This window comes from Candidatus Eisenbacteria bacterium, from assembly GCA_035577985.1.
GTDB lineage: Bacteria > Desulfobacterota > Binatia > DP-6 > DP-6 > DATJZY01.
Map to the genome: position 1 here is coordinate 15530 of DATJZY010000131.1, position 22202 is coordinate 37731.

17 protein-coding genes and 1 pseudogene are annotated in these 22202 nt (G+C 71.6%); 9 read left to right on the forward strand and 9 right to left on the reverse strand.

Annotation, left to right across the window (positions count from 1 at the left end):
• Nucleotides 1-7: 7 nt before the first annotated feature.
• The 4 genes from VMS22_18970 to VMS22_18985 form a co-directional block, all read right to left on the reverse strand.
• Nucleotides 8-823 (reverse strand): amidohydrolase family protein, encoded by an 816-nt coding sequence (locus VMS22_18970; GenBank protein ID HXJ36120.1) that lies wholly within the window; start codon nt 821-823, stop codon nt 8-10.
• Nucleotides 823-1551: a glycosyltransferase family 2 protein gene (locus tag VMS22_18975; protein ID HXJ36121.1), complete on the reverse strand. Its 729-nt coding sequence runs from the start codon at nt 1549-1551 to the stop codon at nt 823-825. Before VMS22_18975 ends, VMS22_18970 begins: the two co-directional genes overlap by 1 nt.
• A gap of 47 nt (nt 1552-1598) precedes the next feature.
• Nucleotides 1599-2006 carry a hypothetical protein gene (locus VMS22_18980; GenBank protein ID HXJ36122.1) on the reverse strand — a complete coding sequence of 136 codons (408 nt, stop codon included), beginning with the start codon at nt 2004-2006 and terminating at the stop codon, nt 1599-1601.
• 68 nt (nt 2007-2074) lie between these two features.
• Nucleotides 2075-3364, reverse strand: a complete 1290-nt coding sequence (locus tag VMS22_18985; protein ID HXJ36123.1) for a serine hydrolase domain-containing protein — start codon at nt 3362-3364, stop codon at nt 2075-2077.
• A 240-nt stretch (nt 3365-3604) separates the two neighbouring features.
• Here VMS22_18985 and VMS22_18990 point away from each other — a divergent pair.
• The 5 genes and pseudogenes from VMS22_18990 to VMS22_19010 all read left to right on the forward strand — a co-directional run bounded on the left by VMS22_18990 (nt 3605) and on the right by VMS22_19010 (nt 10637).
• A pseudogene (locus tag VMS22_18990) lies at nt 3605-3712 on the forward strand (thrombospondin type 3 repeat-containing protein).
• A 458-nt stretch (nt 3713-4170) separates the two neighbouring features.
• Nucleotides 4171-4677: a hypothetical protein gene (locus VMS22_18995; protein ID HXJ36124.1), complete on the forward strand. Its 507-nt coding sequence runs from the start codon at nt 4171-4173 to the stop codon at nt 4675-4677.
• Between the two features lie 16 nt (nt 4678-4693).
• The gene (locus VMS22_19000) at nt 4694-6769 is read left to right on the forward strand and encodes a putative Ig domain-containing protein (protein HXJ36125.1); all 2076 of its coding nucleotides are present in this window, start codon (nt 4694-4696) and stop codon (nt 6767-6769) included.
• A gap of 419 nt (nt 6770-7188) precedes the next feature.
• On the forward strand, nt 7189-9042 hold the full coding sequence (locus tag VMS22_19005) for a hypothetical protein (GenBank protein HXJ36126.1): 1854 nt from the start codon (nt 7189-7191) through the stop codon (nt 9040-9042).
• Between the two features lie 71 nt (nt 9043-9113).
• On the forward strand, nt 9114-10637 hold the full coding sequence (locus VMS22_19010) for a YifB family Mg chelatase-like AAA ATPase (GenBank protein ID HXJ36127.1): 1524 nt from the start codon (nt 9114-9116) through the stop codon (nt 10635-10637).
• Nucleotides 10638-10647: 10 nt separating this feature from the next.
• Here VMS22_19010 and VMS22_19015 read toward each other — a convergent pair whose 3' ends face one another.
• The 3 genes from VMS22_19015 to VMS22_19025 all read right to left on the reverse strand — a co-directional run bounded on the left by VMS22_19015 (nt 10648) and on the right by VMS22_19025 (nt 13096).
• On the reverse strand, nt 10648-11241 hold the full coding sequence (locus VMS22_19015) for an N-acetyltransferase (protein ID HXJ36128.1): 594 nt from the start codon (nt 11239-11241) through the stop codon (nt 10648-10650).
• A gap of 149 nt (nt 11242-11390) precedes the next feature.
• The gene (locus tag VMS22_19020) at nt 11391-12536 is read right to left on the reverse strand and encodes an alpha/beta fold hydrolase (protein ID HXJ36129.1); all 1146 of its coding nucleotides are present in this window, start codon (nt 12534-12536) and stop codon (nt 11391-11393) included.
• Nucleotides 12537-12547: 11 nt separating this feature from the next.
• On the reverse strand, nt 12548-13096 hold the full coding sequence (locus VMS22_19025; protein HXJ36130.1) for a hypothetical protein: 549 nt from the start codon (nt 13094-13096) through the stop codon (nt 12548-12550).
• A 90-nt stretch (nt 13097-13186) separates the two neighbouring features.
• Between VMS22_19025 and VMS22_19030 the strand changes: the two genes are divergently transcribed.
• A complete protein-coding gene (locus tag VMS22_19030) occupies nt 13187-14920 on the forward strand; it encodes a hypothetical protein (protein HXJ36131.1) in 1734 nt (577 codons plus the stop codon).
• Between the two features lie 27 nt (nt 14921-14947).
• On the opposite strand, the gene VMS22_19035 is transcribed toward VMS22_19030, so the two are convergent.
• Complete coding sequence (locus VMS22_19035) at nt 14948-15814, reverse strand: phytanoyl-CoA dioxygenase family protein (GenBank protein ID HXJ36132.1); 867 nt, start codon at nt 15812-15814, stop codon at nt 14948-14950.
• Nucleotides 15802-19224: an adenylate/guanylate cyclase domain-containing protein gene (locus tag VMS22_19040; GenBank protein HXJ36133.1), complete on the reverse strand. Its 3423-nt coding sequence runs from the start codon at nt 19222-19224 to the stop codon at nt 15802-15804. Before VMS22_19040 ends, VMS22_19035 begins: the two co-directional genes overlap by 13 nt.
• Nucleotides 19225-19344: 120 nt before the next feature.
• Between VMS22_19040 and VMS22_19045 the strand changes: the two genes are divergently transcribed.
• The 3 genes from VMS22_19045 to VMS22_19055 are packed head-to-tail and all read left to right on the forward strand — an operon-like array spanning nt 19345 to nt 22200.
• Nucleotides 19345-20850, forward strand: a complete 1506-nt coding sequence (locus VMS22_19045) for a TolC family protein (GenBank protein ID HXJ36134.1) — start codon at nt 19345-19347, stop codon at nt 20848-20850.
• A gap of 41 nt (nt 20851-20891) precedes the next feature.
• Nucleotides 20892-21149, forward strand: coding sequence for a YtcA family lipoprotein (locus tag VMS22_19050; GenBank protein ID HXJ36135.1), 258 nt, complete (start codon nt 20892-20894; stop codon nt 21147-21149).
• A 4-nt stretch (nt 21150-21153) separates the two neighbouring features.
• Nucleotides 21154-22200: an HlyD family efflux transporter periplasmic adaptor subunit gene (locus VMS22_19055; GenBank protein HXJ36136.1), complete on the forward strand. Its 1047-nt coding sequence runs from the start codon at nt 21154-21156 to the stop codon at nt 22198-22200.
• The last annotated feature ends 2 nt before the right edge of the window (nt 22201-22202 follow it).

The following is a 22202-nucleotide window of genomic DNA, read 5'->3' on the forward strand; positions in this document are numbered from 1 at the left end:
GGCGGCGCTAGTCGAAGCGGAAGACCGACAGGGCGTTCGTGCGCAGGTACTTCTCGAGGACGCCGTCGCGCAGCGGCAGCCCGGCCGCCTCGGCGAGGCAGCGCTCGAACGACAGCACCGGGTGATCGGACGCGAACAGGATCTTCCCCTGCCCGCGCGTATTCATGAACTGGATCAGCTCGGGCGGCAGGTACTTCGGCGCGTACGCCGACGTCATCATGTAGAGGTTCGGATACTTGAGCATGAGCCGGATCGCTTCCCCCCACCACGGGTCGGCGCCGTGGGCCATCACGATCGTCAGCTCGGGATAGAAGAGGCACACCTCGTCCAGGTACAGGGGCCGCTGCGGCTCGGCCGGCATGGGCGGACCGGGGATCCCCGTGTTGATCGAGATCGGCACGCCCAGCTCGATGCACTTCACGTAGATCGGATAGTAGACCTTGTCGTTCGGCGGCCGGTTCACGAGGAACGGCGTCACGCGCGCCAGGCGCACGTCGAACTGCGTCACCGCCCGTTCGAGCACGCGGATCGTCTGCATGCCGCCCATGGGATCCAGCATGGCCGACAGGATGAACCGGTCGGGGAAGGCCTTGCGGACCTCGTAGTAGGGTGCCGGATCGTGGGGGTCGATGGTCAGGATCGCACGCTCGACTCCCGAGGCGTCCATCTGCCGGAGGAGCTCCTCGAGCGGCGTCACCTCGAACATCTCCTTCTCGCGATGGAAGTAGTCGCGGGCGACACGCACGAGGAAGTCGGGGCGATAGTCGGTCGCCCGGAACGACGGGTTGAGCCAGCAGTCGATCGCCTTCGGTCGCGCCGTCATCACCCCTGTCTCCACCACAGCGCGGCCAGCTCGGCAAAGGCCCGGAGCGCCACGCGCGGGCTCCCGCCGGACGCGCGCCCCGCACGGCGCGCAAAGTGCGGCACGGGCACCTCGACGATGCGGGCGCCGCGGCGGGCCAGGTGCCGCAGCAGCTCGGCCGAGATCGCCCCGCCCGTCGCGTGCGCGTCGAGATCGTCCAGGAGGGCACGCCGCACGAGCTTGAAGGCGCAATTGACGTCGCGCACGCGCACTCCGATCGCGGCGCGCACGAGGGTGTTCCAGGCCGTGGTGAACGCACGTCGATGCCGCGCATCCGCACGCCGCTCGCGAAAGCCGATGAGCGCGTCGGCGTCGCCGAGCGCGGGGAACACGTCGCGCAGCGTCGCCGGATCGAACTGGCCGTCGCCGTCGGTGAGGAACATCCACTCGGAGCGCGCGGCCGCGAGACCCGAGCGCACCGCCGCGCCGTATCCGCGGTTGGCCGCGTGGCGCACGACACGCACGCCGGACACCGTCGCGGCGAGATGGTCGGCGATGCGCGGGGTCCGGTCCCGGCTCCCGTCGTCGACCACGATCACCTCCCAGGCGTCGGCCACCCACGGCAGCACGTCGCAGAGCGCGCCGGCGACGCCGGCGATCGTCGCTTCCTCGTCGTGCACGGGGACGAGCGCGCTCAGGCTCGGGAGGCGATCCGAGGTCGCCGCCAGGGATCGGCGCGCGCGCTCCACGGCGAGGATAGTGCCGGGTGCGACGAGACTTGCAAGCGCGGGCCGCGTCAGCGCGTCCGCGTCACCGGGACGTCGAGCAGGAGGTGCGTCAGATCGCGGGTGCTCGGCCGCCAGTTGGCGCCTTCGAGCACCTCGACGGTGCGCCGGCCCCGCTCGTCCTCGACCAGACGAACCCACGTGCCGTCGGTGTGGATCGGTCCCGAGACGAGACGCCGCCGACGCGGCGTGATCGGCCCACGCCGGCGTTCGAACCGCGCCGAGAGCACCGAAACCGAAACCGCGAGCAGCAGCCCGATCGCGACTCCACCCACGAAGACGAGGCTCAGCGGCAGGAGGTAGTCGACCAGCGAGCGCAGCGCGCACGCCACGCTGTCATCGTAGCACGGCGTGTCCGGCACGATGTCGAGTATCGTGCTCGCAAAGTCGCGCGCGAGCAGCGGTCCCGTTGGAACCATACGGGCCTCTGCGCCGGGGATACCGCGATCCCGCCGCGGGCGTCCAGCCCCTTTTCGGCCTGTCGGGCTCAGGCGGCCGAGTGGTCGGCCCGCGCCCGGAGTGCCATTGCGGGGACCTTGGGACATGCGAGGCCGATCTGCCGCGCGATGTCGAAGAGGTGGTAGATCTCCGGATAGACGAAGGGCTTCCCGCTGGTCATGAGGGCCGCGGCCACCTGCCGTTCGGGATCCGCCCAGCAGACGATGTTCGTGAACCCGAGGTGGCCGAACGACCGCAACGTGTCGGGCCCGTACAGCGAGAGCCACTGGCCCCCCAGCATGAACCCCATGCCGTAGCGGAACGGGAGCCCGAGCGTGAAGTCGATCTCCAGGTACGACTGCTCCCCGGTCGCCCGGCGGACCGTGCGGGGATCGAAGATCCGTACGCCACTCTCGATGCCTCCGTCGAGCAGGAGCTGGTAGAAGCGCCCGTAGTCGTCGGCGGTCGCGACGACGTTGGCCGAGGGCACGAGCCCGGTGAGGAACCGGCGGTCGTTGGACATCGCGACCGCCTCGCGGAAGCCGACCCCGAGGCCGCGCTCGAAGAGGTACGAGAACGGTGGCAGGACCGGCGGGCCGGTCAGGTAGTTCGTCGCGACCTTCGCCACGTCCGCGGGCGGGACACCGTACGAGAACCAGCGCAGGCCGAGGGGACGGCGGATCTCGTCGTCGAGCACCTGTCGGATCGATCGCCCGGTCACGCGATGCACGACCTCGCCCAGGATGAAGCCACCCGTGACGGCGTGGTACGCGAGCTGCCGTCCCGCACGCGACACCGGCGCGGCGTCGCAGAGGATGTCCATCACCTCGTCGAGCTCGTCGAGGTTCTCGAGCCGCATGACCTCCGGCGGCAGGTTCGGGATGCCGGCGCGATGCGCCAGCACGTGCCGGATCGTGATCCATTGCTTCCGGCGCGCGGCGAATTCCGGGATGTACTCGCACACCGGATCGTCGAGACGGATCAGGTTCCGCTCGTCGAGCAGGTGCACGATCATCGCGGTCACGGCCTTCGACGCCGAGAGCGAGCAGAAGGGCGTCTCGGGTGTGGCCGGAATCTTCGGCGTGTCGACCGCGTCGTCGGGGCCGTTGCCGGTAGCGAAGCCGATCGCGCGGTCGATCAGGACGCCGCCGTGGCGCCGGACGGATAGCTGCATGGCGGGATGGATGCCGCTGCGGTAGAGCCGCTCGACCGCCGCCCAGACCCGTTGCACGCCGTCCGCCGAAGCACCGACGCTGCGGGGGTCGACCTCGCGCCGCGCCATGGTCACGGCGGCGACGTCCGAGGGCACGCGGGCCCGACGGATGCAGGTGGGCAACACGCGACCATTCTCTACGCCGGGACCGCCGCCAGTCGAGCGAATCCGCTTCGCTATCGCACCTGCCGTGCAGCCGCGCAGCGCGCGGCCGGAACCCCGCCGATTTCCCTTGACGCCCGGACCGCGACCTCTGTACGACTTTTGGGTCAGCGGGCCCCGGGAGGAGTCATGCCTATGAACAGGTTTCTCGTCGCGTGCGCACTCTCGGCCGCCTTGGCGGTGACGCCGGCCTTCGCCTGCCCGGAGGACACCGACGGCGACGGCACCTGCGACGCCCTCGACAACTGCCCCACGGTCTCGAACCCGAGCCAGTCGGACATCGACGGGGACACCATCGGCGACGCGTGCGACGACGCCGACGCCGAGTTGAACGTCATCCTCCTCCAGCTCCGGCGCGACACCAGCGTCGCCAGCGACAACAGCACCGTGAAGGCCAAGGGCGACTTCTTCGTGAACCCGCCCGCCGACGTGGTCTCGGCGGCCAGCGGCCTGCGGCTCCGCGTGCAGGACGCGCTCGGCCTCGACGCCACCTACCAGTGGGCGGCCGGCGACTGCCTCACCGTCCCGTCCGGCAAGGTGCTGTGCATCAGCGCCGACCGTCGTTTCAAGGCCCAGTTCAAGCCGCTCAAGGCGACGCCGCAGGTCTATCGCTTCGTGGCCACCGTCAAGCGCGTCGGCCTGGCCGGACCCTTCAGCGGCCCCGTCACCACGACGATCTCCCAGGACGCCGACATCGATCGGGTGGGCGTGGTCGTCGATTGCCGGCTCGAGAGCACGAAGCTCACCTGCAAGGAGTTCTAGGAGGCCTCATGGGAACCCGCGGCATCGCAGCGGTCGTGCTCGGCGTGGCGCTCGCCACCACCGTGTGCGCCGAGGAGCTGAGCGTGACGAAGGTCCGGCTGCGCCGGAACTCGAGCGGCCAGGGCGACAACAGCGTCCTGCGCATGCAGGGGTTCTTCGTCACCAATCCGCCGACCGACGTCTTCGACGCCGCCAACGGCGTCGCGATCCGGGTGCAGGACGCGATCACGACCGACGTGACGGTGACGTTCCTCGCCTCCGAGTGCACGACCGTGAGCGGCAAGACCCGCTGCTACGGCGGCGGCAAGAAGTACATCAGCCTGGTCGCGAAACCGCTGCGCGGCATCCCGTCTGCCTTTTCGGTCGTCGTGAAGGTACGCGCCTTGAACCTCGTCGGCCCCTTCGACGGCCCCGTCACGGTCACCGTCACGGAGACGAACTCGGGCATCGATCGCGTGGGAACGATCTCGGACTGCGTCCTCAAGATCACGGGCATCGCCTGCCGAGCGTTCTGAACGGAAGGAACGGAGCATGATCGCACGTCGCTTGATCGCGTTCGCGGGCCTCGCCGCCCTGCTCGTAGCCGCACCGGCGGGCGCCACGCACTTCCGGTACGGCCTCCTCACCTGGCAGCTCGTGAGCGGAAACACGGTCGACTTCACGCTCCAGAACGTCTTCCGTCGTGACAACTCGCCGAGCTTCAACCCCTGCGTCAACCCGAATACGAACACGGTCATCGCCTGCAGCGGCGGCGACGGCTTTCCCCTTCCCGGCGACGTCATCCGCGAGGACATCGGCGACACGCGGCTCAACTTCGGTGACGGATCGCCCACCATCGGCTCGCCGGGCGGCGGCGGCCTCTTCTATCTCGTGACGTCGGTCGACCCGACGAACAACTGGGCGTTCGGTCTCGCGATCGACAATGCGAGCCTGCCGGCCGTCGACACCTCGATCCGCCACACGTACGGCGTGCCGGGCGTGTACATCGCGCGCATCGAGGACTGCTGCCGGATCTCGCCCGTCGAAGGCCCCAACGCGCACATCAACAACCCCGATCTCGACTACCGCGTCGAGACCCGGGTCGAAGTCGGCATGGGCAACAGCTCGGCCGTGTCCGCGCTGCCCCCGATCGTCATCTGCCCGCAGAACGCGGTCTGCACCTTCCTCGTCCCGGCGACCGACCCGGACGGTGACACCCTGACGTTCCGTCTCTCGACGGCGCCCGAAGCCGACACCGGCGCGTTCGTCCAACCGGGTCCGCCGCAGGCGACGAACGCCGCATCGATCGACCCGATGAGCGGCGTGTACACCTGGAACACGAACGGCGCGACGCTCGGACCGGTCGCGACCAACACGCTCTACTCGACGCAGGTCACGATCGAAGAGCGCGACGCCTCGAACAACATCAAGGGCAAGGTCGCGGTCGACTTCTTCATCCAGCTCGTCCCCGACGTGAACGAGCCACCGGTCTTCGACCATCCGCCGACGCCGACGTGCAACGCGACGCTCACGGCCCAGTCGGGTGTGCCGTTCAGCTTCACCGTGCAGGCCTCGGATCCGGACGCCGGCGACATCGTCACGCTCAACGCGGTGGGCATCCCCGCCGGCGCGACCATGACGCCGCCCCTCCCCACGACCGGCAATCCGGTGTCGAGCCTCCTCTCGTGGACGCCGCTCCTCTCCGACGCCGGCAGCTACGTCGTCAGCTTCACGGCGACGGACACGAACAACCAGCAGGCGATCTGCCCGGTGACGATCGTCGTCGAGGAGCACTGCGGCGACGGCAATCTCGATCCCGGCGAGCAGTGCGACGACGGGAACAACCAGCCGGGCGACTGCTGCTCCCCGGTGTGCACGATCGAGCCGCCCGGCTCGTCGTGTCAGGGCAACAACGCGTGCGATCAGACGTTCACGTGCGACGCCACGGGCCACTGCGTCGGCTCGAACGAGATCACCTGCCTGCCGCTCGATCAGTGTCACGATGCGGGCGTGTGTGACCAGCAGACCGGCCTCTGCTCGAATCCCAACAAGCCCGACGGCACCGTCTGCGACGACGGCGATCCGTGCCGCACGAGCGACCAGTGCATCGGCGGCGTGTGCGTCGCGACCAGCGCCAGCGACGTCGACGGCGACGGCATTCCGGACATCTGCGACAGCGAGGACGGCGAGCTGAAGGTGACGCGCCTGAAGCTCCGCGGCGACACGAGCACGACCAAGGACACCGGCCGCTTCGTCGCCAAGGGCCATTTCGTGGCGCTCACGACGGCCGACGCCTTCACGCACGACAACCCGATCACCGCGCGCGTGCAGGACCGCCTGGAGGGCGACGCCATGCACACGTGGGCCGTCACCGACTGTGCTTTCACCCCGAGCAACGGCCGCTTGAAGTGCCGGAGCGCGGACAAGCTGTTCAGCGGCGACTTCCGGCCCGTGCCGGCGACGCCCAACGCGGTCCGCTACGTCCTCAAGTTCAAGGGCCTGCCCGTCCTCGCGCCGTTCAAGAGCCCCATCACGGTGACCCTCACCTACGGCCCCGGGATCGATCGCGTCGGCCACATCCAGGACTGCCGGGCCGGCAACACGTCCATCACCTGCAAGGAGTTCTGAGCCGTTTCACAGCGGGTGCGCAGGACGCACCCGCGCAGGACGTCTGCTGCCCGGTGCGCCCGGCGTCGTCGGCCGCACCGCTCGGCTTTCCTTCAGCGGGCGTTGCGATCAGTCGTCTTCGATGCGAGCCAGAGCAGCGCGCTGAAGACGACGATGCCCACGAGTCCGATCCACATGGATCACCTCGGCTCCCGAAGCTGTCCTACTAGCCGACCCACGTTTCATCTAACTACCATCTGGACGGAGCTGACACCAGGCGAATTTTCGGTGGCCGTGCCGTACCGCACCGGGCCCCGTCCGTTCGTGGGGCCCGTTTGACCGTTCAGCCCACCTCGGCTTGAAGGCGGCGGCGAGCCCATGGCCCTTCCGGCCCCCGCGACCCTCGCCCGCGCCACCGGGACCGTATCGGGCGGTCCGCCGTGCCGCGCGTGATGCGCCGGCTGGTCCTCGCCCTGCCCGGGCTCGCGATCGCCCTGGGCTTCGTGTTCGGCCTGCGGCGCCTCGACAACACCGACACCTGGTGGCACCTCGCCGGCGGGCGCTGGATCGTCACGCACCGGGCGGTCCCGTGGACGGATCCGCTCTCATGGACGGTCCCCGACCACCCCTGGATCAACGTGCAGTGGCTCTACGACGTCGTGCTCTACGGCCTCTACCAGGTGGGCGGACCGAGCGGCCTCGTCGTGGTCTCGGCGCTCGCGTACACCCTCGCCGCGGCGCTCCTCGTCGTGAACGTCCGGCGTCACGTGGGGCCGCTCGTCACCACCGTCCTGTGCGCGTGGGCGATCCTGGTGTCGCAGGAGCGCTTCGCGATCCGTCCGGAGATGGTCTCGTTTCCGCTCCTGCAGGTCGTGCTCTGGATCTACGGCACCGGCCGCACCGACGGGAGCCGGCGGCTCTGGCTCCTTCCCGCCGTGATGTGCCTGTGGGCCAACTGCCATTCGCTCTTCATCGTCGGCGACGTCGTCATCGCCTGCCACATGGTCGGGAGCCTGGTGACCGACCTGCCGATCCTTCCGCCGGGGTGGCGGCGTCCGATCTCGCCCGCCGTCCGCCGCAGGGTGCTCGTCACGGGACTCGCCGGGTTCGCGGCGACGGCGCTCGGACCGTTCGGCGTGACCGGAGCGACGTTCCCGTTGGTCCTCATGTCGCGCATCAACGGCGACCATCCGCTGTTCCGCGGCATCGGCGAGATGCGGCGTCCGTGGGAGGGCTACTTCGTCACGTTCTCGGTCACGGCGTACCAGGTGCTGTTCGTCTTCTCCGTCGCCGTCGTCCTCGCCGCGCTCGCCGTGGCGGCGCTGCAGCGCGGCGGCGGGACCGCGGGCGGCAGCAAGGGCGCGGGGCGCGCCGAGCGCCGGCGCAAGGGCATGCCGTCCGCGCCCCCGCGCCAGGAGACGCCGGAGCCGCGCGCGCCGCTCGTGCACGTCGACCTCGCCGACCTCGCCGCCTTCGCGGGCCTCGCCTATCTCTCGCTGCTCGCGCGGCGCAACATGGCGCTCTTCGCGCTCGGCGGCATGCCGTGCGTCGCCGCCTGCCTCGCCCTCCTGGCGACGCGGCTACCGCAGGCGGCGACACGGGTGATGCAGCAACTCGAAGTCGCGCTCGCCGTCGTGGTCGCGCCCGCCATGCTCGCGGCCGGCTGGTTCGTCGCCTCCAACGGCTTCTTTCGATGGAACGGCGAGCTGCACGAGTTCGGCACCGGCGTGCTCGACGTGCTCTTCCCGATCCGCGCGGCGGAGTTCATGAAAGCGCAAGGGCTCCCCGGGCCGCTCTTCAACGACTTCACGAACGGCGGCTATCTCTCCTGGGCCGAGCCCATCCCCGGCGGCGTGTACGTCGATGGCCGCACCGAGGTCTACGACGTCGACTTCCTCGGCCCGTACATGCAGCAGGTGGCGAATCCGAGCGCCTGGCAGGCCGAGATGGACCGGCGCGACGTGCAGACGGTCCTCTTCTTCCACTGGTGGCCGAACCACCAGGCGCTCCTGCGCTATCTCGTCCGCGAGGGCCGCTGGTCGCTCGTGTACTACGACGAGACGTCCGTGCTGCTCGTGCGAGCCGGTCACGGGGACCTCGTCGCCCGCGCGTCGGAAGCGTTTGCCGACGAGCGCAAGGCCACGGAGGAGAAGCTGCTCGCGCCCGTCGACTCGTGGCAATGGCCGGTCGGGCGCGCCCGCGGGCTCTCGACCTACGCCACCTTGCTGCAGACGATGGGCAAGGGCGCCGACGCGCAGCGCTTCATGCGCCGCATGCACGAGCTCGGGTTCTGAGCGACGGATCGTGGCGGCATAGTCCGGGTGCAGGGATTGTCGCGGGACGGCGGCGCGGGCAGGCCGGCCGAATGCTCGCGCGCATCCGCTCCGGCGCCCTCTCCGGCATCGACGCCATCCTGGTCGACGTGGAGGTGGACGTGGCGCCCGGCCTGCCGCAGACGACGACCGTCGGCCTCCCCGACGGCGCGGTGCGCGAGGGACGCGATCGCATCCGGGCGGCCCTCCGGAACTCGGGCTTCGACTATCCCCAGCGGCGCATCACGGTGAACCTGGCGCCCGCGGGCGTGCGCAAGGAGGGCGTCGCCTACGATCTGCCGATCGCCCTCGCCCTGCTCGCCGCCGAAGGGAAGCCGCCGCTTCCCGATCTCGGCGGCTGGTGCGTCCTCGGCGAGCTCGGCCTGGACGGTCGCATCCACGGCATCCGTGGCGCGCTCCCGATCGCGACCGCCGCGCGCGCGGCCGGGCTGCGCGGCATGGTGGTGCCGGGCGCGAACGCAGCCGAGGCCGCGATCGCCGGAGGACCGCCGGTGCTCGGCGTGTCGACGCTCGCCGAAGCCGTCGCCGTCTTCCGCGGCGAGCTGTCGCCCGCGCCGGCGACGGTCGACGCGGGCGCGCTCCTCGCCGAGCGACCGGTGGCCGCCGACGATTTCGCCGAGGTGCGCGGCCAGGCGCACGCGAAGCGCGCGCTCGAGGTGGCGGCGGCGGGCGCGCACAACGTGCTGCTGCTCGGGCCGCCCGGGTCGGGCAAGACGATGCTCGCGCGCCGCCTGACGTCGATCCTGCCGCCCCTCCGCCTGGACGAGGCGATCGACGTGACCGCCGTCCACAGCGTCGCGGGGCTCCTCGGCGACGGGCCGCTCGTGACGGCGCGCCCCTTCCGCGCGCCCCACTCGTCCATCTCGGACGCCGCGCTGCTCGGCGGCGGCCATCCCGTCCGGCCCGGCGAGATCACCCTCGCCCATCGCGGGGTCCTCTTCATGGACGAGCTGCCGGAGTTCCGTCGCAACGCCCTGGAGCCGCTACGGCAGCCGCTCGAGGCGCGCCGCATCACGGTCGCGCGAAGCGCCGGCAGCATCGTCTTCCCCGCCGACTTCCAGCTCGTAGCCGCCATGAACCCGTGTGACTGTGGATGGCTGGGCGATCCCTCGAACCGCTGTCGCTGCACGCCACCACAGATCGCGCGCTACCGCAGCCGCGTGTCGGGCCCGCTGCTCGACCGGATCGACCTGCATGTCGAGGTGCCGCGCGTGCCGGTGGGGCTGCTCGGCGACGACGAGGCGCGCGGCGAGCCCTCGGCGGCGATCCGCACGCGGGTCGAAGCCGGGCGAGCGCGACAGCGGGTGCGGGGCGCGTGCCTCAACGCGCAGCTTCCACCCCGCGAGCTGCGGCGGGTCGCGCCGCTCGACGCGCGCGGGCGGCAGCTCCTCGAAGCGGCGAGCGAGCGGCTCGGGCTCTCGGCGCGCGCCTACACGCGAATCGTCCGGGTGGCGCGGACGATCGCGGACCTCGCGGGGGAAGAGCGGATCACGCCCGCGCATCTCGCCGAGGCGATCCAGTACCGGAGTCTCGACCGGACGCTCCCGAGAGCGTGACCGCGACCGCTCAGCGCGCCGCGCGCAGCATCGGGGTCACCAGCGGCGATCCGCCCACGCGGATCTCCCGGATCACGTCGAACCCGTGCCGCCGGTACAACGACACGTTCGCCGGGTTCGACGACTCGAGATAGGCGGGCTGGTGCTGCTCGTCGACGCGGGCGAGCGTCGCCCGCAAGAGCGCGGCGCCGATGCCCTGCCCCTGATGCGCCGGATCGACGCCGATGAACGCGAGATGCCAGTGCGGCCCCTTCGGATGCGCGGCGCCCATCTGCTCGAGGATCGACAGCACCTCGGATCGCGCCGGCTCCGCAATCGTCTCGTTGGTGAGGCGTTCCAGGGCCTCGTCGTCGGGCGTCACGCCGGGCGGCAGCCACAGCGTCCCGCCGAGGAAAGCGTCGGTCACGTGCGCCCCGCCGCTCCCGAACGCGCCGCCGCCGAAGCCGTGCACCAGATCCGGGAAGTGGCGGAGGTAGTCGCGCGGCTCGGGCCAGAGCCAGCGCATGATCGGATCGGCGGCGAACGCCGTCACCTGGACGCCGACGGCTCGCGCCACGTCGCCATGCCGAACCGGGCGGACCTTCGGCTCCGGGATCGCCTTCATCCGGTTCACGCGCACCTACCCGATGGTCGCGCCGGATGCCAGGGGTGTGCGATAGGCCGCCCATGGCGATGCTCCGGATCGGCGACGTACGGATCTCGCGCGTCGAGGAGTCCTTCAGCGTGGCCACGGGCGCGCTGCCGTCGCCGCGCTCAGCGCATGAGGCGAAAGCAGGCCCGCAGCTCCGCGACGAAGAGCGCGGGCTGCTCGAACGCGGCGAAGTGGCCGCCGCGGTCGAGCTCGTTCCAGTACACGATGTTCCTGTAGCGCTTCTCCGCCCACGACCGCGGCACCGGCACGATCTCCTTCGGGAAGATGCTGCAGCCGGCCGGCAGCGCGACGGTGCGATCGCGCCCGCCCTGGAACTCCTTGCCGAAGCTCTCCCAGTAGAGCCGGGCGGAGGACGCGCCCGAGCGGGTGAGCCAGTAGAGCATCACGTTGTCGAGGAGCGCGTCGCGCGCGATGGCGTTCTCGGGATGCCCGTTGCAGTCCGTCCACGACCAGAACTTCTCGAGAATCCAGGCGGCCTGGCCCGCCGGTGAATCGACGAGCCCGTAGCCGAGCGTCTGCGGCCGTGTCGACTGCTGCTTCGAATAGCCGGCGTCCCATTCGCGATAGTGCCGCGAGCCGTCGAGCGCGCGGCGCTCGCGCTCGGTCGGATTCGTGAGACCTTCAGGCGCGCCGGCGTTCGGCATGTTCAGGTGGATGCCGATGCAGCGGCCGCGGTTCTGGATGCCGATCGCCGTCGTGACGGCCGCTCCCCAGTCGCCGCCCTGCGCGACCCAGCGCGCGTAGCCGAGTCGCCCCATGAGCGTGTCCCAGGCCTCGGCGATCTTCTCGACGCCCCATCCGGGTCGCGTCGGCTTGCCGGAGAAGCCGTAGCCGGGAAGCGACGGACAGACGACGTGGAACGCGTCCGCGGCACGGCCGCCGTGCGCCGTCGGGTCGGCGAGGGGACCGATCACCTCGAGGAACTCGACGACGGAGCCCGGCCAGCCGTGCGTCATCACGATCGGCAGCGCGCCCGCGTGCGGGCTCCGCACGTGCAGGCCGTGGATGTCGACGCCATCGATGGCCGTCACGAACTGCGGAAGGCGATTGAGGCGCGCCTCGGTCGCGCGCCAGTCGTAGCGCTCGGCCCAGTACGCACAGACCTCCTGTACGTAGGCGAGCGGGATGCCCTGCGACCAGTCGTCCGGTGTTTCGGCGTCGGGCCAGCGCGTCGCGCGCAGGCGGCGCTGCAAGTCGAGGAGCTCCTCGTCGGGGACGTCGATGCGGAAAGGTCGCACGTCGCTCATGGCCGCCCCCGTTACATCACGGCGATCGCCACGGACAGCCGGACCGCCTCGAAGACCATGCCGTTCGTCATCGTGTCCTGCCGGTAGCGGCCGGTCAGGACGGCGACCGAGTTCGCCGGGCATCCGACCTGATCGTCGGTTCCCACCGCGGACTGGATGACGTTGACGGAGTCGTTGAACCCCGGATCGTGGAACGTCGTCAGGATCACGGCCGACTTGGCGTCGATCGACGGGTCGAGCACGAAGCAGGTCACGTCCACGAGCACGGGATTCGCGACGATGCTCGTGACGTTCTTGCTCGGAAGGCCAGCACACGGCTCCGCGACCAAACCGCCGACCGACGTTTGCGAGCAGGCAAAGGCTCGCGCTTCGCCGGCGGGTCCCGCGTCGCCTTTCGGACCGACGAGCCCGAGGCTCGCCGGATCGACGACCGTCTCACGCTTCTTGCACGACTCGCGCGCGAACAGCGCGCCCGACCGCTTCTGGCACAGGACGGCCGCCTGGCCGACGGCGGCGGCGGCGGACAGGAACGTGAGCGCCATGACGAACGATCGCAGCATTGGGGGGTCTCCTTCGAGTCCACCCATACCACGACGCCGCGCGACGCGGCTTCGGTTGCGTCGCGCGAGAGCATCCGGCAATGCGCGCATATGCGCGCCCTCGGTCCCCTCGCCCTCGCGTGCCTGTCAGCGACCGCGGTGCTCGCCGCGCCGCCGGGTGCGTTCGATCCCTCGTTCAACGGCGGCAACCCGGTCCTGCTCGACGTCGCCAAGACCGTGCCGCGCAGTAGCGGCCTCACGAGCGTCGTCTTCGACGCGCAAGGCCGCATCATGGTGGCGGGGAACACGACGGACGCGACCGCGCATACGGCCGTCCTGATCGCCCGCCTGCTCGGCGACGGCACGGTGGACGCGACGTTCGGCGACGGTGGATCTCGGATCGCCCAGATGGGCCTCGGCTCCGGTACGAACCAGCCGTACTCCGTGGCCTTCAGCATCGGACCCCGGCCGGCCGGCGCGGGTTGGCTCGTCGGCGGGTACGCGAGCGGGTCCGACGACCGCCGCGCGCCCTTCGCAGGCGCGTTCGACGCCGGCGGCGGCGTCGACATCGGCTTCGGCAACGGCGGGAGCGTGCGACCGCAGCCGGCCGGCTCGGCGCCGGCCGAGACGTTCGGCGAGGGCGCCGGGTTCGCCGCCGACGGCACGTCGTACGTCGCCTGCACCATCGAGACGACGCCTGCCACCGGCGCGAACCGCATGTTCGCCGTGGTGGCCGTCACACCCCAAGGCCAGCCCCTCACGAGCTTCGGGACGCAGCCCGGCGCGTTCGTGGGCTCGTTCTCGCAGACGACCGACACGGGATCCTACGGGTCGCAGCCCCTGGTCACACCGAACGGCATCCTCGTGGCCGGGACCACGCTCGACGCCACGGGCCGCCAGCAGATCCTGCTCGTGCGCCTCACGAGCGGCGGGCTCCTAGATACCGGATTCGCCGGCGGGGCCGGCTTCGTCCGCAAGCAGGTCGCCGACACCGGCGGAAGCGACTCGCAGGGCAGCGGGGTCGCGGTCGGCCCGAGCGGCGAGATCTATCTCGCCGGACGTGCCGACGACAGCGACGATCGGTTCGCCTTCTCGGTGACGAGGATCACCGTCGCCGGCAACGTCGACGCGACCTTCGGCACGGCGGGAACGCGGCACATCCAGACCTCGCTCGGCACCGACCAATACTCGAGCTCGGCCGCGAACGACGTGGCCGTCCAGGCGGACGGCAAGGTGATCCTCGTGGGCTCCTCGTCGAACGCCGTCGACCAGAACGAAGCCGTCGTGCTGCGCCTCGACGTCGACGGCAACCTCGACCCGAGCTTCGGCGCCAGCGGCGTCGTCCGGATCGACATGGGAGATCGTGTGTCGTTGTCGAGCGGCGTCATCGCGCCGGATGGCAATTCCTTGGTCGTCGCCGGCGGCACCAGTACCGGGTCGGTGGCGAGCGGCCTGGTCGCGCGCATTCTGCTCGTGGAGTCGACGACCACCACGACGACGCTCGTGCCCGGCGGCTGCGAGGCCGTGCCGTCCATCGCCGGCGCGCGATGCCGCATCGGCGTGCTGTCGACGGCGCTCGGGGACGGCGCACCCGAGGGGCGGCTCAAGACCCGGGTCACCAAGACGCTCACCCGCGCGGCGGCGCGGCTCGACGGGGCCGAGGCGCTGAGCGGCCGCAAGCGCAAGGCGCGGCTCCGAAAGGCCGGCGCCCTTCTTCGTCGCGCGAGCCATCAGTTGGGCTCGCGCCTCGCCCAGCGGACGCTGCCCGAGTCGCTTCGCACGGGGCTGCGCGCGCAGGCCGACGCCATCGCAACGGAGCTGGCCACGCTCGCCGCGAGCGCCTAGCGATCGACCGGATTCGTCGCGCGGCGCTCAGGGCGACTCCTCGCCCAACCGGCCCTCGTCGAGCAGCTCCAGCGGATCGCGCAGCGACACCATGCCGAGGTAGCCGCCGTTCATCGCCAGCGCGTCGTGCACGGCGTAGCCCAGGACCTCCTGGCAGCGCCGCGGGAGCGTGCGCGCGATCGCCGGCGGCACCGCGAGGTAGTTGTTCTCCTCGGTGCGGAGCCACCCGAGCGTGTAGCTCATGTGGACCCCGCGCCGCCACCGGTCCGCGGTCGAGTTGGCGCCCCCGCCGTGGATCGTCGACCCCAGGTAGACGACGGCCGAGCCGGCACGCATCGTCGCGTCCGCGATCTCGTGCGGCTCGGGATGGCGATCGTGGTCCCAGCGGTGGCTGCCGGGCGCCACGCGCGTCGCGCCGTTCGATGCGTCGAAGTCGACCAGCGCGACGATCGAGGCGAGCTGCAGCTCCGGATGCGGCCGCGGCACCAGGTTCCACACCAGCTCGTCGCGGTGCAGGAGCTGATGATCGGCCCCGGGCCCGCGCGCGATCAGATGCGCGAGGTTCAGCTGGTAGGTCGCGCACGACGGGCCGAGGACGGCGTCGCAGATGCCCAGGAAGAGCGGATGGATCATCACGCGTGTCGCGAACGTCCGCGACTTTCCGGCGATGCCGCCGACGTGCTTGGTGCGATCGCCGAAGAAGATCTGGATCGCCGGGTTGAGGTGCCGCATCGCCGGATCGGCGTGCGCGACCCACCCGTCGATCTCGGCGTTGACGGCGGCGACCGTCGGCGCGTCGATGAGGTCGTCGACGATGACACCGCCGTCCTCGCGCAGAATGCGCACCACCTCCTCGACCGGCGCGGTCGCGGGCACGTGTCTCAGCTCGGCCATGTCACACCTCCAGTCGTGGGATTCGCGGTCCCGCGCTCGAGGGCGGCCGCGACGTCGCGGGCGCGGCCGGTGGCTCGCATCCGCGTGAACGACGCGTGGGCACGGCGCAGGTACTCCATCCGCTCCGCGACGTCGCCTCGCAGCTCCGCCAGTGCAGCGCGCTCGGCCAGTACGAACGCGATGAGGCTCCGGGCGCCCGTCTCGGCGATCGACCGTTCGGCGCGCGCCAGAAGCTCCTCGATCCGCGCTGCCGCGCCCGGCCCGACCTCGGCGCGCAGGGCCGCCGACAGGACGAGCGCGGCCTCGACGGCGTCGACGCGCGCGCCGATCTCGAGGCTCTGCGAAAGCGCCGCCTCCGCGAGCGCGCGAGCGCGCGAAGCATCCCCGGCCCCGAGGCACGCCTGCGCGAGGCGATAGCGGATGCTCTGGTCGAGCTGCTTGTTCCCCGTACCGCAGGCCGACAAGGCGAACTCCAGCGTCTCGACCGCGCGCTCCACCTGCCCGTCCAGGAGGAGCTGCGTACCGAGCGCCGTGTACGCGCCGACGCGCGCGAATCCCCCGATGCGCTCGCAGAGAGCGACGGCGCGCTGCCCGGCCGTTCGACCCAGGTCGGGTTCCCCCGCGAGGAAGCCCAGGTTGCAGAGGGCGCCGCTGCAGCCGGCCTCCATCTCGACGTCTCCCACGCCGCGCGCGACCTGGATCCCGCGCTCGTAGTAGTCGCGGGCGCGATCGAACGAGCCGTCGTACGCCTCGATGCGACCGAGCACCCACAGCGCGCCGGCGTGGGCGCTCATGGCCCAGTCGCGCAGACCCCAGTCCGGATGGTCGCGCGTCCAGCCGAGCTGCTCGCGGGCGTTGGCGCGCGCCGCCGCGAGGTCCCCCCGAACGTAGAGCGGCTCCAGCGAGGGCCAGAGCGCCATCGCGCGGCGGTCGTCGTCGGCGACCGTGCGCGCAACCCGCTCCCATTCCGACGCGTGGGCGATCGCGGCGTCCAGCCGGGCGTTGCCGGCTTCGAGGACCGCCATCGCCTGGTGGAATCGGCCCGTGTGAAACGGATCGCCCGTGCGGACGGCCCACGCGAGCCCCTCCTCGAAGACCCGGTGCGCCTCGTCCGGCGGGATCTGCAGGCGGAGGCCGATCGCCAGGATCTGGAAGCAGGCGTTGACGCCGAGCGCGGGCGACTCGGGATCGTCCGCCACCGCGCGGAGTAGTTCGCGGGCCCGCTGCCAGTGTCGCGTGGCTTCCGCGAAGTCGCTCCTCCCGATGAAGCGCCCGGCGCGGGCGTGCCATCGTGCCGCCGCCAGCGGCGCGCCCGCTTCGGCGCAGTGGTGCGCGAGGAGTGCGGCCTGCTCCTCGAGCTTCGCGCCGTGCGTCGCTTCGATCGCCGCCGCGACCGCCGCATGGATCTGCCGCCGGCGTTCCTGGAGCTGGGAGCCGAGCGCCACCTCCTGGGTCAGCGGATGCTTGAACGCGTACTCCGCCACCGGGTAGAGCGCCGTCTCGTAGAGGAACTCGCGGGCCGTGAGCGCAGCCAGCGCGCCGCCGACGTCTCCATCCGTCCGCCCGGTCGCGGCCAGCACCTTGCGCAGGACCGGCTCGGCGAACTCCTTCCCGATGACGGCCGCCGTCTGGAGCACCCGCTTCTCGGCCTCGGACAGGCGGTCGATGCGCGCCGCGAGCAGCGCTCGCACGGACGGCGGCACGTCGATGCGCTCGACCGGCGTCACTAGGCGATAGCTGCCACGGCTGCCTTGCAGGCTCTCCGACTCGATCAGGCTCTGCACGACCTCCTCGATGAAGAACGGGTTCCCGCCGGTGCGGGCGTGGATGTCGTCGGCCAATCCCCGGACGCTCGGGTCGCTGCCGAGCAGATCGGCGAGCAACGCGCGGATGGCGTCGCTCCCGAGCGGCGCGAGCGGCACCTGCCGGTAGTACGATCTCTGCATCCACTCGGCGTGATACTCGGGGCGGAAGTTCACGAGGAGGAGGCCCGACGATCCCCCGATGGCGTCGATCCATTGCGCGAGCAACGCCTCGCTCGCGGGATCGAGCCAGTGGAGGTCCTCGATCAGGGCGAAGACGCGATCGGCGCCGACCCGCCGGTCCTGGATGACGCGGCGGATGACGGCGAAGAGCTGGCGCTGCTTGGCCTCGGGGTCCATGCGCGGCACCGGCCGCTCCGGATCGGGCACGCGAAAGAACTCGAACACGACCGGCAAGACGTCGCGGAATCCTTCGTCGAGCAGCAGGAGGCGGCCGGCGATCTTGTCGCGCACCGTCGCATCGTCGTCGCGGTCGGTGATCCCGTAGTAGGCGCGAAAGAGCTGCAACATCGGGAGGTACGGAATGTTCTTCCCGTGCGCGAGCGCGTGCCCCTCGTTCACCGTGATGCCACGCGCCCGGCACCGCTCGGCGAACTCCCAGCACAGCCGGCTCTTGCCGGTGCCCGCCGCCGCGACGATGCCGACCACCTGCCCGTGCCCGGCCTGCGCCTGCGCCAGCGCGGCTTCGAGCGTCGCCATGTCCGCGTCGCGACCGACGAAGCGCGTGAGGCCGCGCGCGCGCGAGACGTCGAGCCGCGTGGTCGCCGTTCCGGCGCCGACCAGGCGATGGACCCGCACCGGCTCGCTGGCACCTTTCACGCGGAAGTCGCCGAGGTCCTCGAGCTGCAGATAGCCGCCGACCAGCGCGGCCGTCGCCGCGCTCACGTAGCAGGTCTCGGCCGAGGCCAGCGCCTCCATCCGCTGCGCCAGCCCGACCGTGTGCCCCTGCGCGGTGTAGCTCATGCGCAGGTCGTCGCCGATGGTGCCGAGCACGACCTCGCCCGAGTTGATGCCCATGCGCGTGGAGAAGCCGATCCCGTGCTCGCGCTTCACCTCCGTAGCGTAGCGGGCTATCTCGTCCCGCAGGTGCAGGGCCGCCCAGCACGCACGCTGAGCGTGGTCCTCGTGCGCGATCGGCGCCCCGAAGAGCGCCATGATCCCGTCGCCCGTGAACTTGTCGACGAACCCCTCGAAGCGTGCGACCCCCTCGGCGAGGATCGCGAAAAACCGCTGCATGATGGCGCTCCACGCCTCGGGATCGAGCTGCTCGGCCAGCTCCATGGAACCCTTCACGTCGGCGAAGAGCACCGTCACCTGCTTGCGCTCGCCTTCGACGGCGGGCTTCGCCTGCCGGATCTTGTCGGCGAGATGCGGCGGAGGCGACGCGGGACGAGGCGGCTCGCCGACGTGGACGAGGACGGTCGTCCCCTCGCGCACGGCCACGCGCTGGACCTCGACCAGCTCGTCCACCAGCTCGCCCAAGGCGGCGTCGTCGAGGTCGAACTCGCGCCGCAGCGCGCGCAACGAGACGCGTCCCTGCTCCTGGAGATGGACACGCACGCGCCGGACGACGTCGAGGAAGCTCATGGAGCCGGGTTGCTGTCTATCTGCCCCTCGGGGCGGAGAACAACCCCGCCCGCCGCCGGACGCCTCCGTCCCACCGGGTAGTTGCAACGCGACGCGACGGCGCAGTACGAAGCGCCCGCGGTGCGTGGCGGCGTCTCCCCAACGGATCGCTCGTTCGAGCGCGCATCGCGGCTGGCCGCGCCGATCGCGGGCATCCTGATCCTCGCTTCGGCGTGCTCGACCCTCCAAGAGTCGGCGGCGTGGAATCCCGACGCGCAGGCGCCGGCGAGCGCGTCGAGCGAGTGGACGCCGCCCGAGCCGCTCGAGCGCTACATGCCGCCGGCCCAGCAGGCGCTCGGCCTCGGCGTCGCGAGCGAAGACGCCGCGCGCGTCTACGATCTCCCCGCGCTCATCGATCTCGCCGAGCGGTCCAACCCCGACACGCGGCGCGCCTGGGAGCAGGCTCGCGCGGCCGCGGCGCGTCTGGGTCGGACCGAGAGCGCGTATCTTCCCACCCTCGCGCTCGCGGCGCGCGGCGGCTGGTCGCAGGTGGTGAACGCGACGCGGACCGGGACCGAGGTCATCCGCGGCTCGTCGCTCCTGCCGAGCGTCGACCTCGCCTGGCTCCTGGTCGACTTCGGCCGCCGCCGCGCGGACAGCGAGCGTGCCCGCCAGGAGCTGCTGGCGTCGAACTTCGGCTTCAACCGCCGCAGCCAGGAGGTGGCGTTCGCGGTCGCCGAGCGGTTCTATCGCTTCGACGCGAGCCGGGCCAAAGTAACGGCGGCCGAGGCGACGCTCGCCTCCGCGGCCGCCCTCCTCGACGCGAGCGAGGCGCGTCGCGCGAGCGGCCTCGCCACCGAGCCCGAGGTGCTCCTCGCGCGGCAGGAGAAGGCCCGGGCGGCCTTCGAGCTGCAGGACGCCAAGGGCGCGGTCGAGAACACCCACGCCGCCCTGGCCGAGAGCCTCGGCATCTCCCCGACGGTGCGCCTGCGCACGGCCGACCTCGCCTCGCAGCCGCTCCCGACCGGGTTGCCCGAGACCGTCGAGCGCGTGATCGACGGCGCGCTCGCGCGACGACCCGACCTCGCGGCGCGGCTCGCGACCCTGCGCGCGCGCGAGGCCGAGATCCGGCGGGCCCGCGCCGACTTCCTGCCGCGGCTCGGCGTCACGGGCTCCGTGGGCGGCGCGCTGCGCGACTATCGTGCCGGGCCGCCCTTCGCGTCGCACACCGACGAGGAGCCCACGTACGGCGCGTTCCTGGGTCTTGAGTGGACGCTCTTCGACGGTCTCGCCCGCGAGAACACGCTGCGCGAGGCGGAGGCCGGCGCCGAGGTCGCACGCGCCGATCTCGCCGCGCTCGAGCTGAGCCTCCTGCGGCAGGTGTGGCAGGCGTACGCCGACGTGAAGACCGCTCTCGGGAAGCTCGAGTTCGCGACCGCCCTGCTGCGCGCGTCCGAGGACGCGTACGCGGCCACCCTCGAGTCCTACCGCGCCGGGCTGGGCTCGTTCCTCGATCTGCTCGCGGCCGAGCGCGACCTCGCCCGCGCGCGGATGACGCACATCGAGAGCCGCGCGGACGTGCTCACGTCGTCGGCCGCCCTCGCCTTCGCCGCAGGCGAGACCGTCTCCGCGAGTGGCGCGCCGTGATCCGCTTTCCCGTGCCGGCGCGGAATTGTACGGTGCGCGCGATGCAGCGCGCGCGCCTCGGCGTCACGATCGCGACGGCAGTGCTCGCCGCGGGCTGCGACCCGGTCATCAACGTCTTCGGCTCGTTCTTCCCCGCCTGGGTCGTCTGCATGATGGCGGGCATCGCGCTCGCGGCGCTCGTGCGACCGCTCTTCGTGCGCGGCGGGCTCGAGCCGCACCTGGGGCCGCTCCTCGTCGTCTACCCGAGCCTGGCGGTCCTGTTCACCATGCTCACGTGGCTCGTATTCTTCTCGACCTGAGACGATGGACGATCGCGACCGACCACGCTTCGGCCGGATGCTCGGCGCCGGCATCGTCCTCGGGGCGATGGTCACGAGCCTGTGGGTCTGGATGCTCACCTACCGCCACCCGCGGACCGACGACGCCGCGGTGCGGGCCAACGTCGTCGGCATCGCGCCGCACGTGAGCGGCCCGATCGTCGAGCTGCCGGTCGTCGACAACCAGCGGGTCCGCGAGGGCGACCTCCTCTTCGCGATCGACGCGCGCCCGTACGCGGCCCGGCTCGAAGCGAGCCGCGCCGCCCTCGCCCTCGCCGAGGCCGACCTCGCCGCGCAACGCGACGCCATCGGCGCCGCCGAGGCGGAGCTCAATCGCCGCACGGCCGAAGAGGGGTACGCGGCCGACTACCTGCGCCGGGTCGAGCCCCTGCTCGGCCGCGGGTTCGTCACCCAGGATCGCGTCGAGGACGCCCGCACGAAGCTGCGCGCCGCCACCGCCGCGCGCGAGAACGCCGCCAAGGAGCGCTCGCGCGCCGAGAACCTGCTCGCCCAGGTCGGGGACCTGAACGCGCGGATCGAAGCCGCGCGGGCCGCCGTGCGCAGCGCCGAGCTCGACGTGGAGTACTGCCGCGTGACGGCGCCGTTCGACGCCTGGATCACCAACCTCAACATCGCCGTCGGCGAGTACGCGCGCGAGGGGCAGCAGGTGTTCGCGCTCATCGACGACCGCGCCTGGTGGGTGATGGCGAACTTCCGCGAGACCTACATGAGCAGGATCCGTCCGGGCATGGCGGCCGAGGTCTACCTGCTCGCCTACCCGGGGCGCCGCTTCCGCGGCGTCGTCCAGGGCATCGGCTGGGCCGTTCATCCGAAGGACGGCGCGACGGTGGGCGTGCTGCCGGACGTGTCGGCCACGCTCGACTGGGTGCGCCTCGCGCAGCGGTTTCCGGTCCGCGTCAGGCTCGAGCCGGGCGATCCGCAGCGTCCCTATCGCATGGGCGCCACGGCCGTCGTGACGATCCGCGGCGGCGAGATCGCAGTCGACGAGAGCGGCGCGCCCGCGCCGCGCTAGGC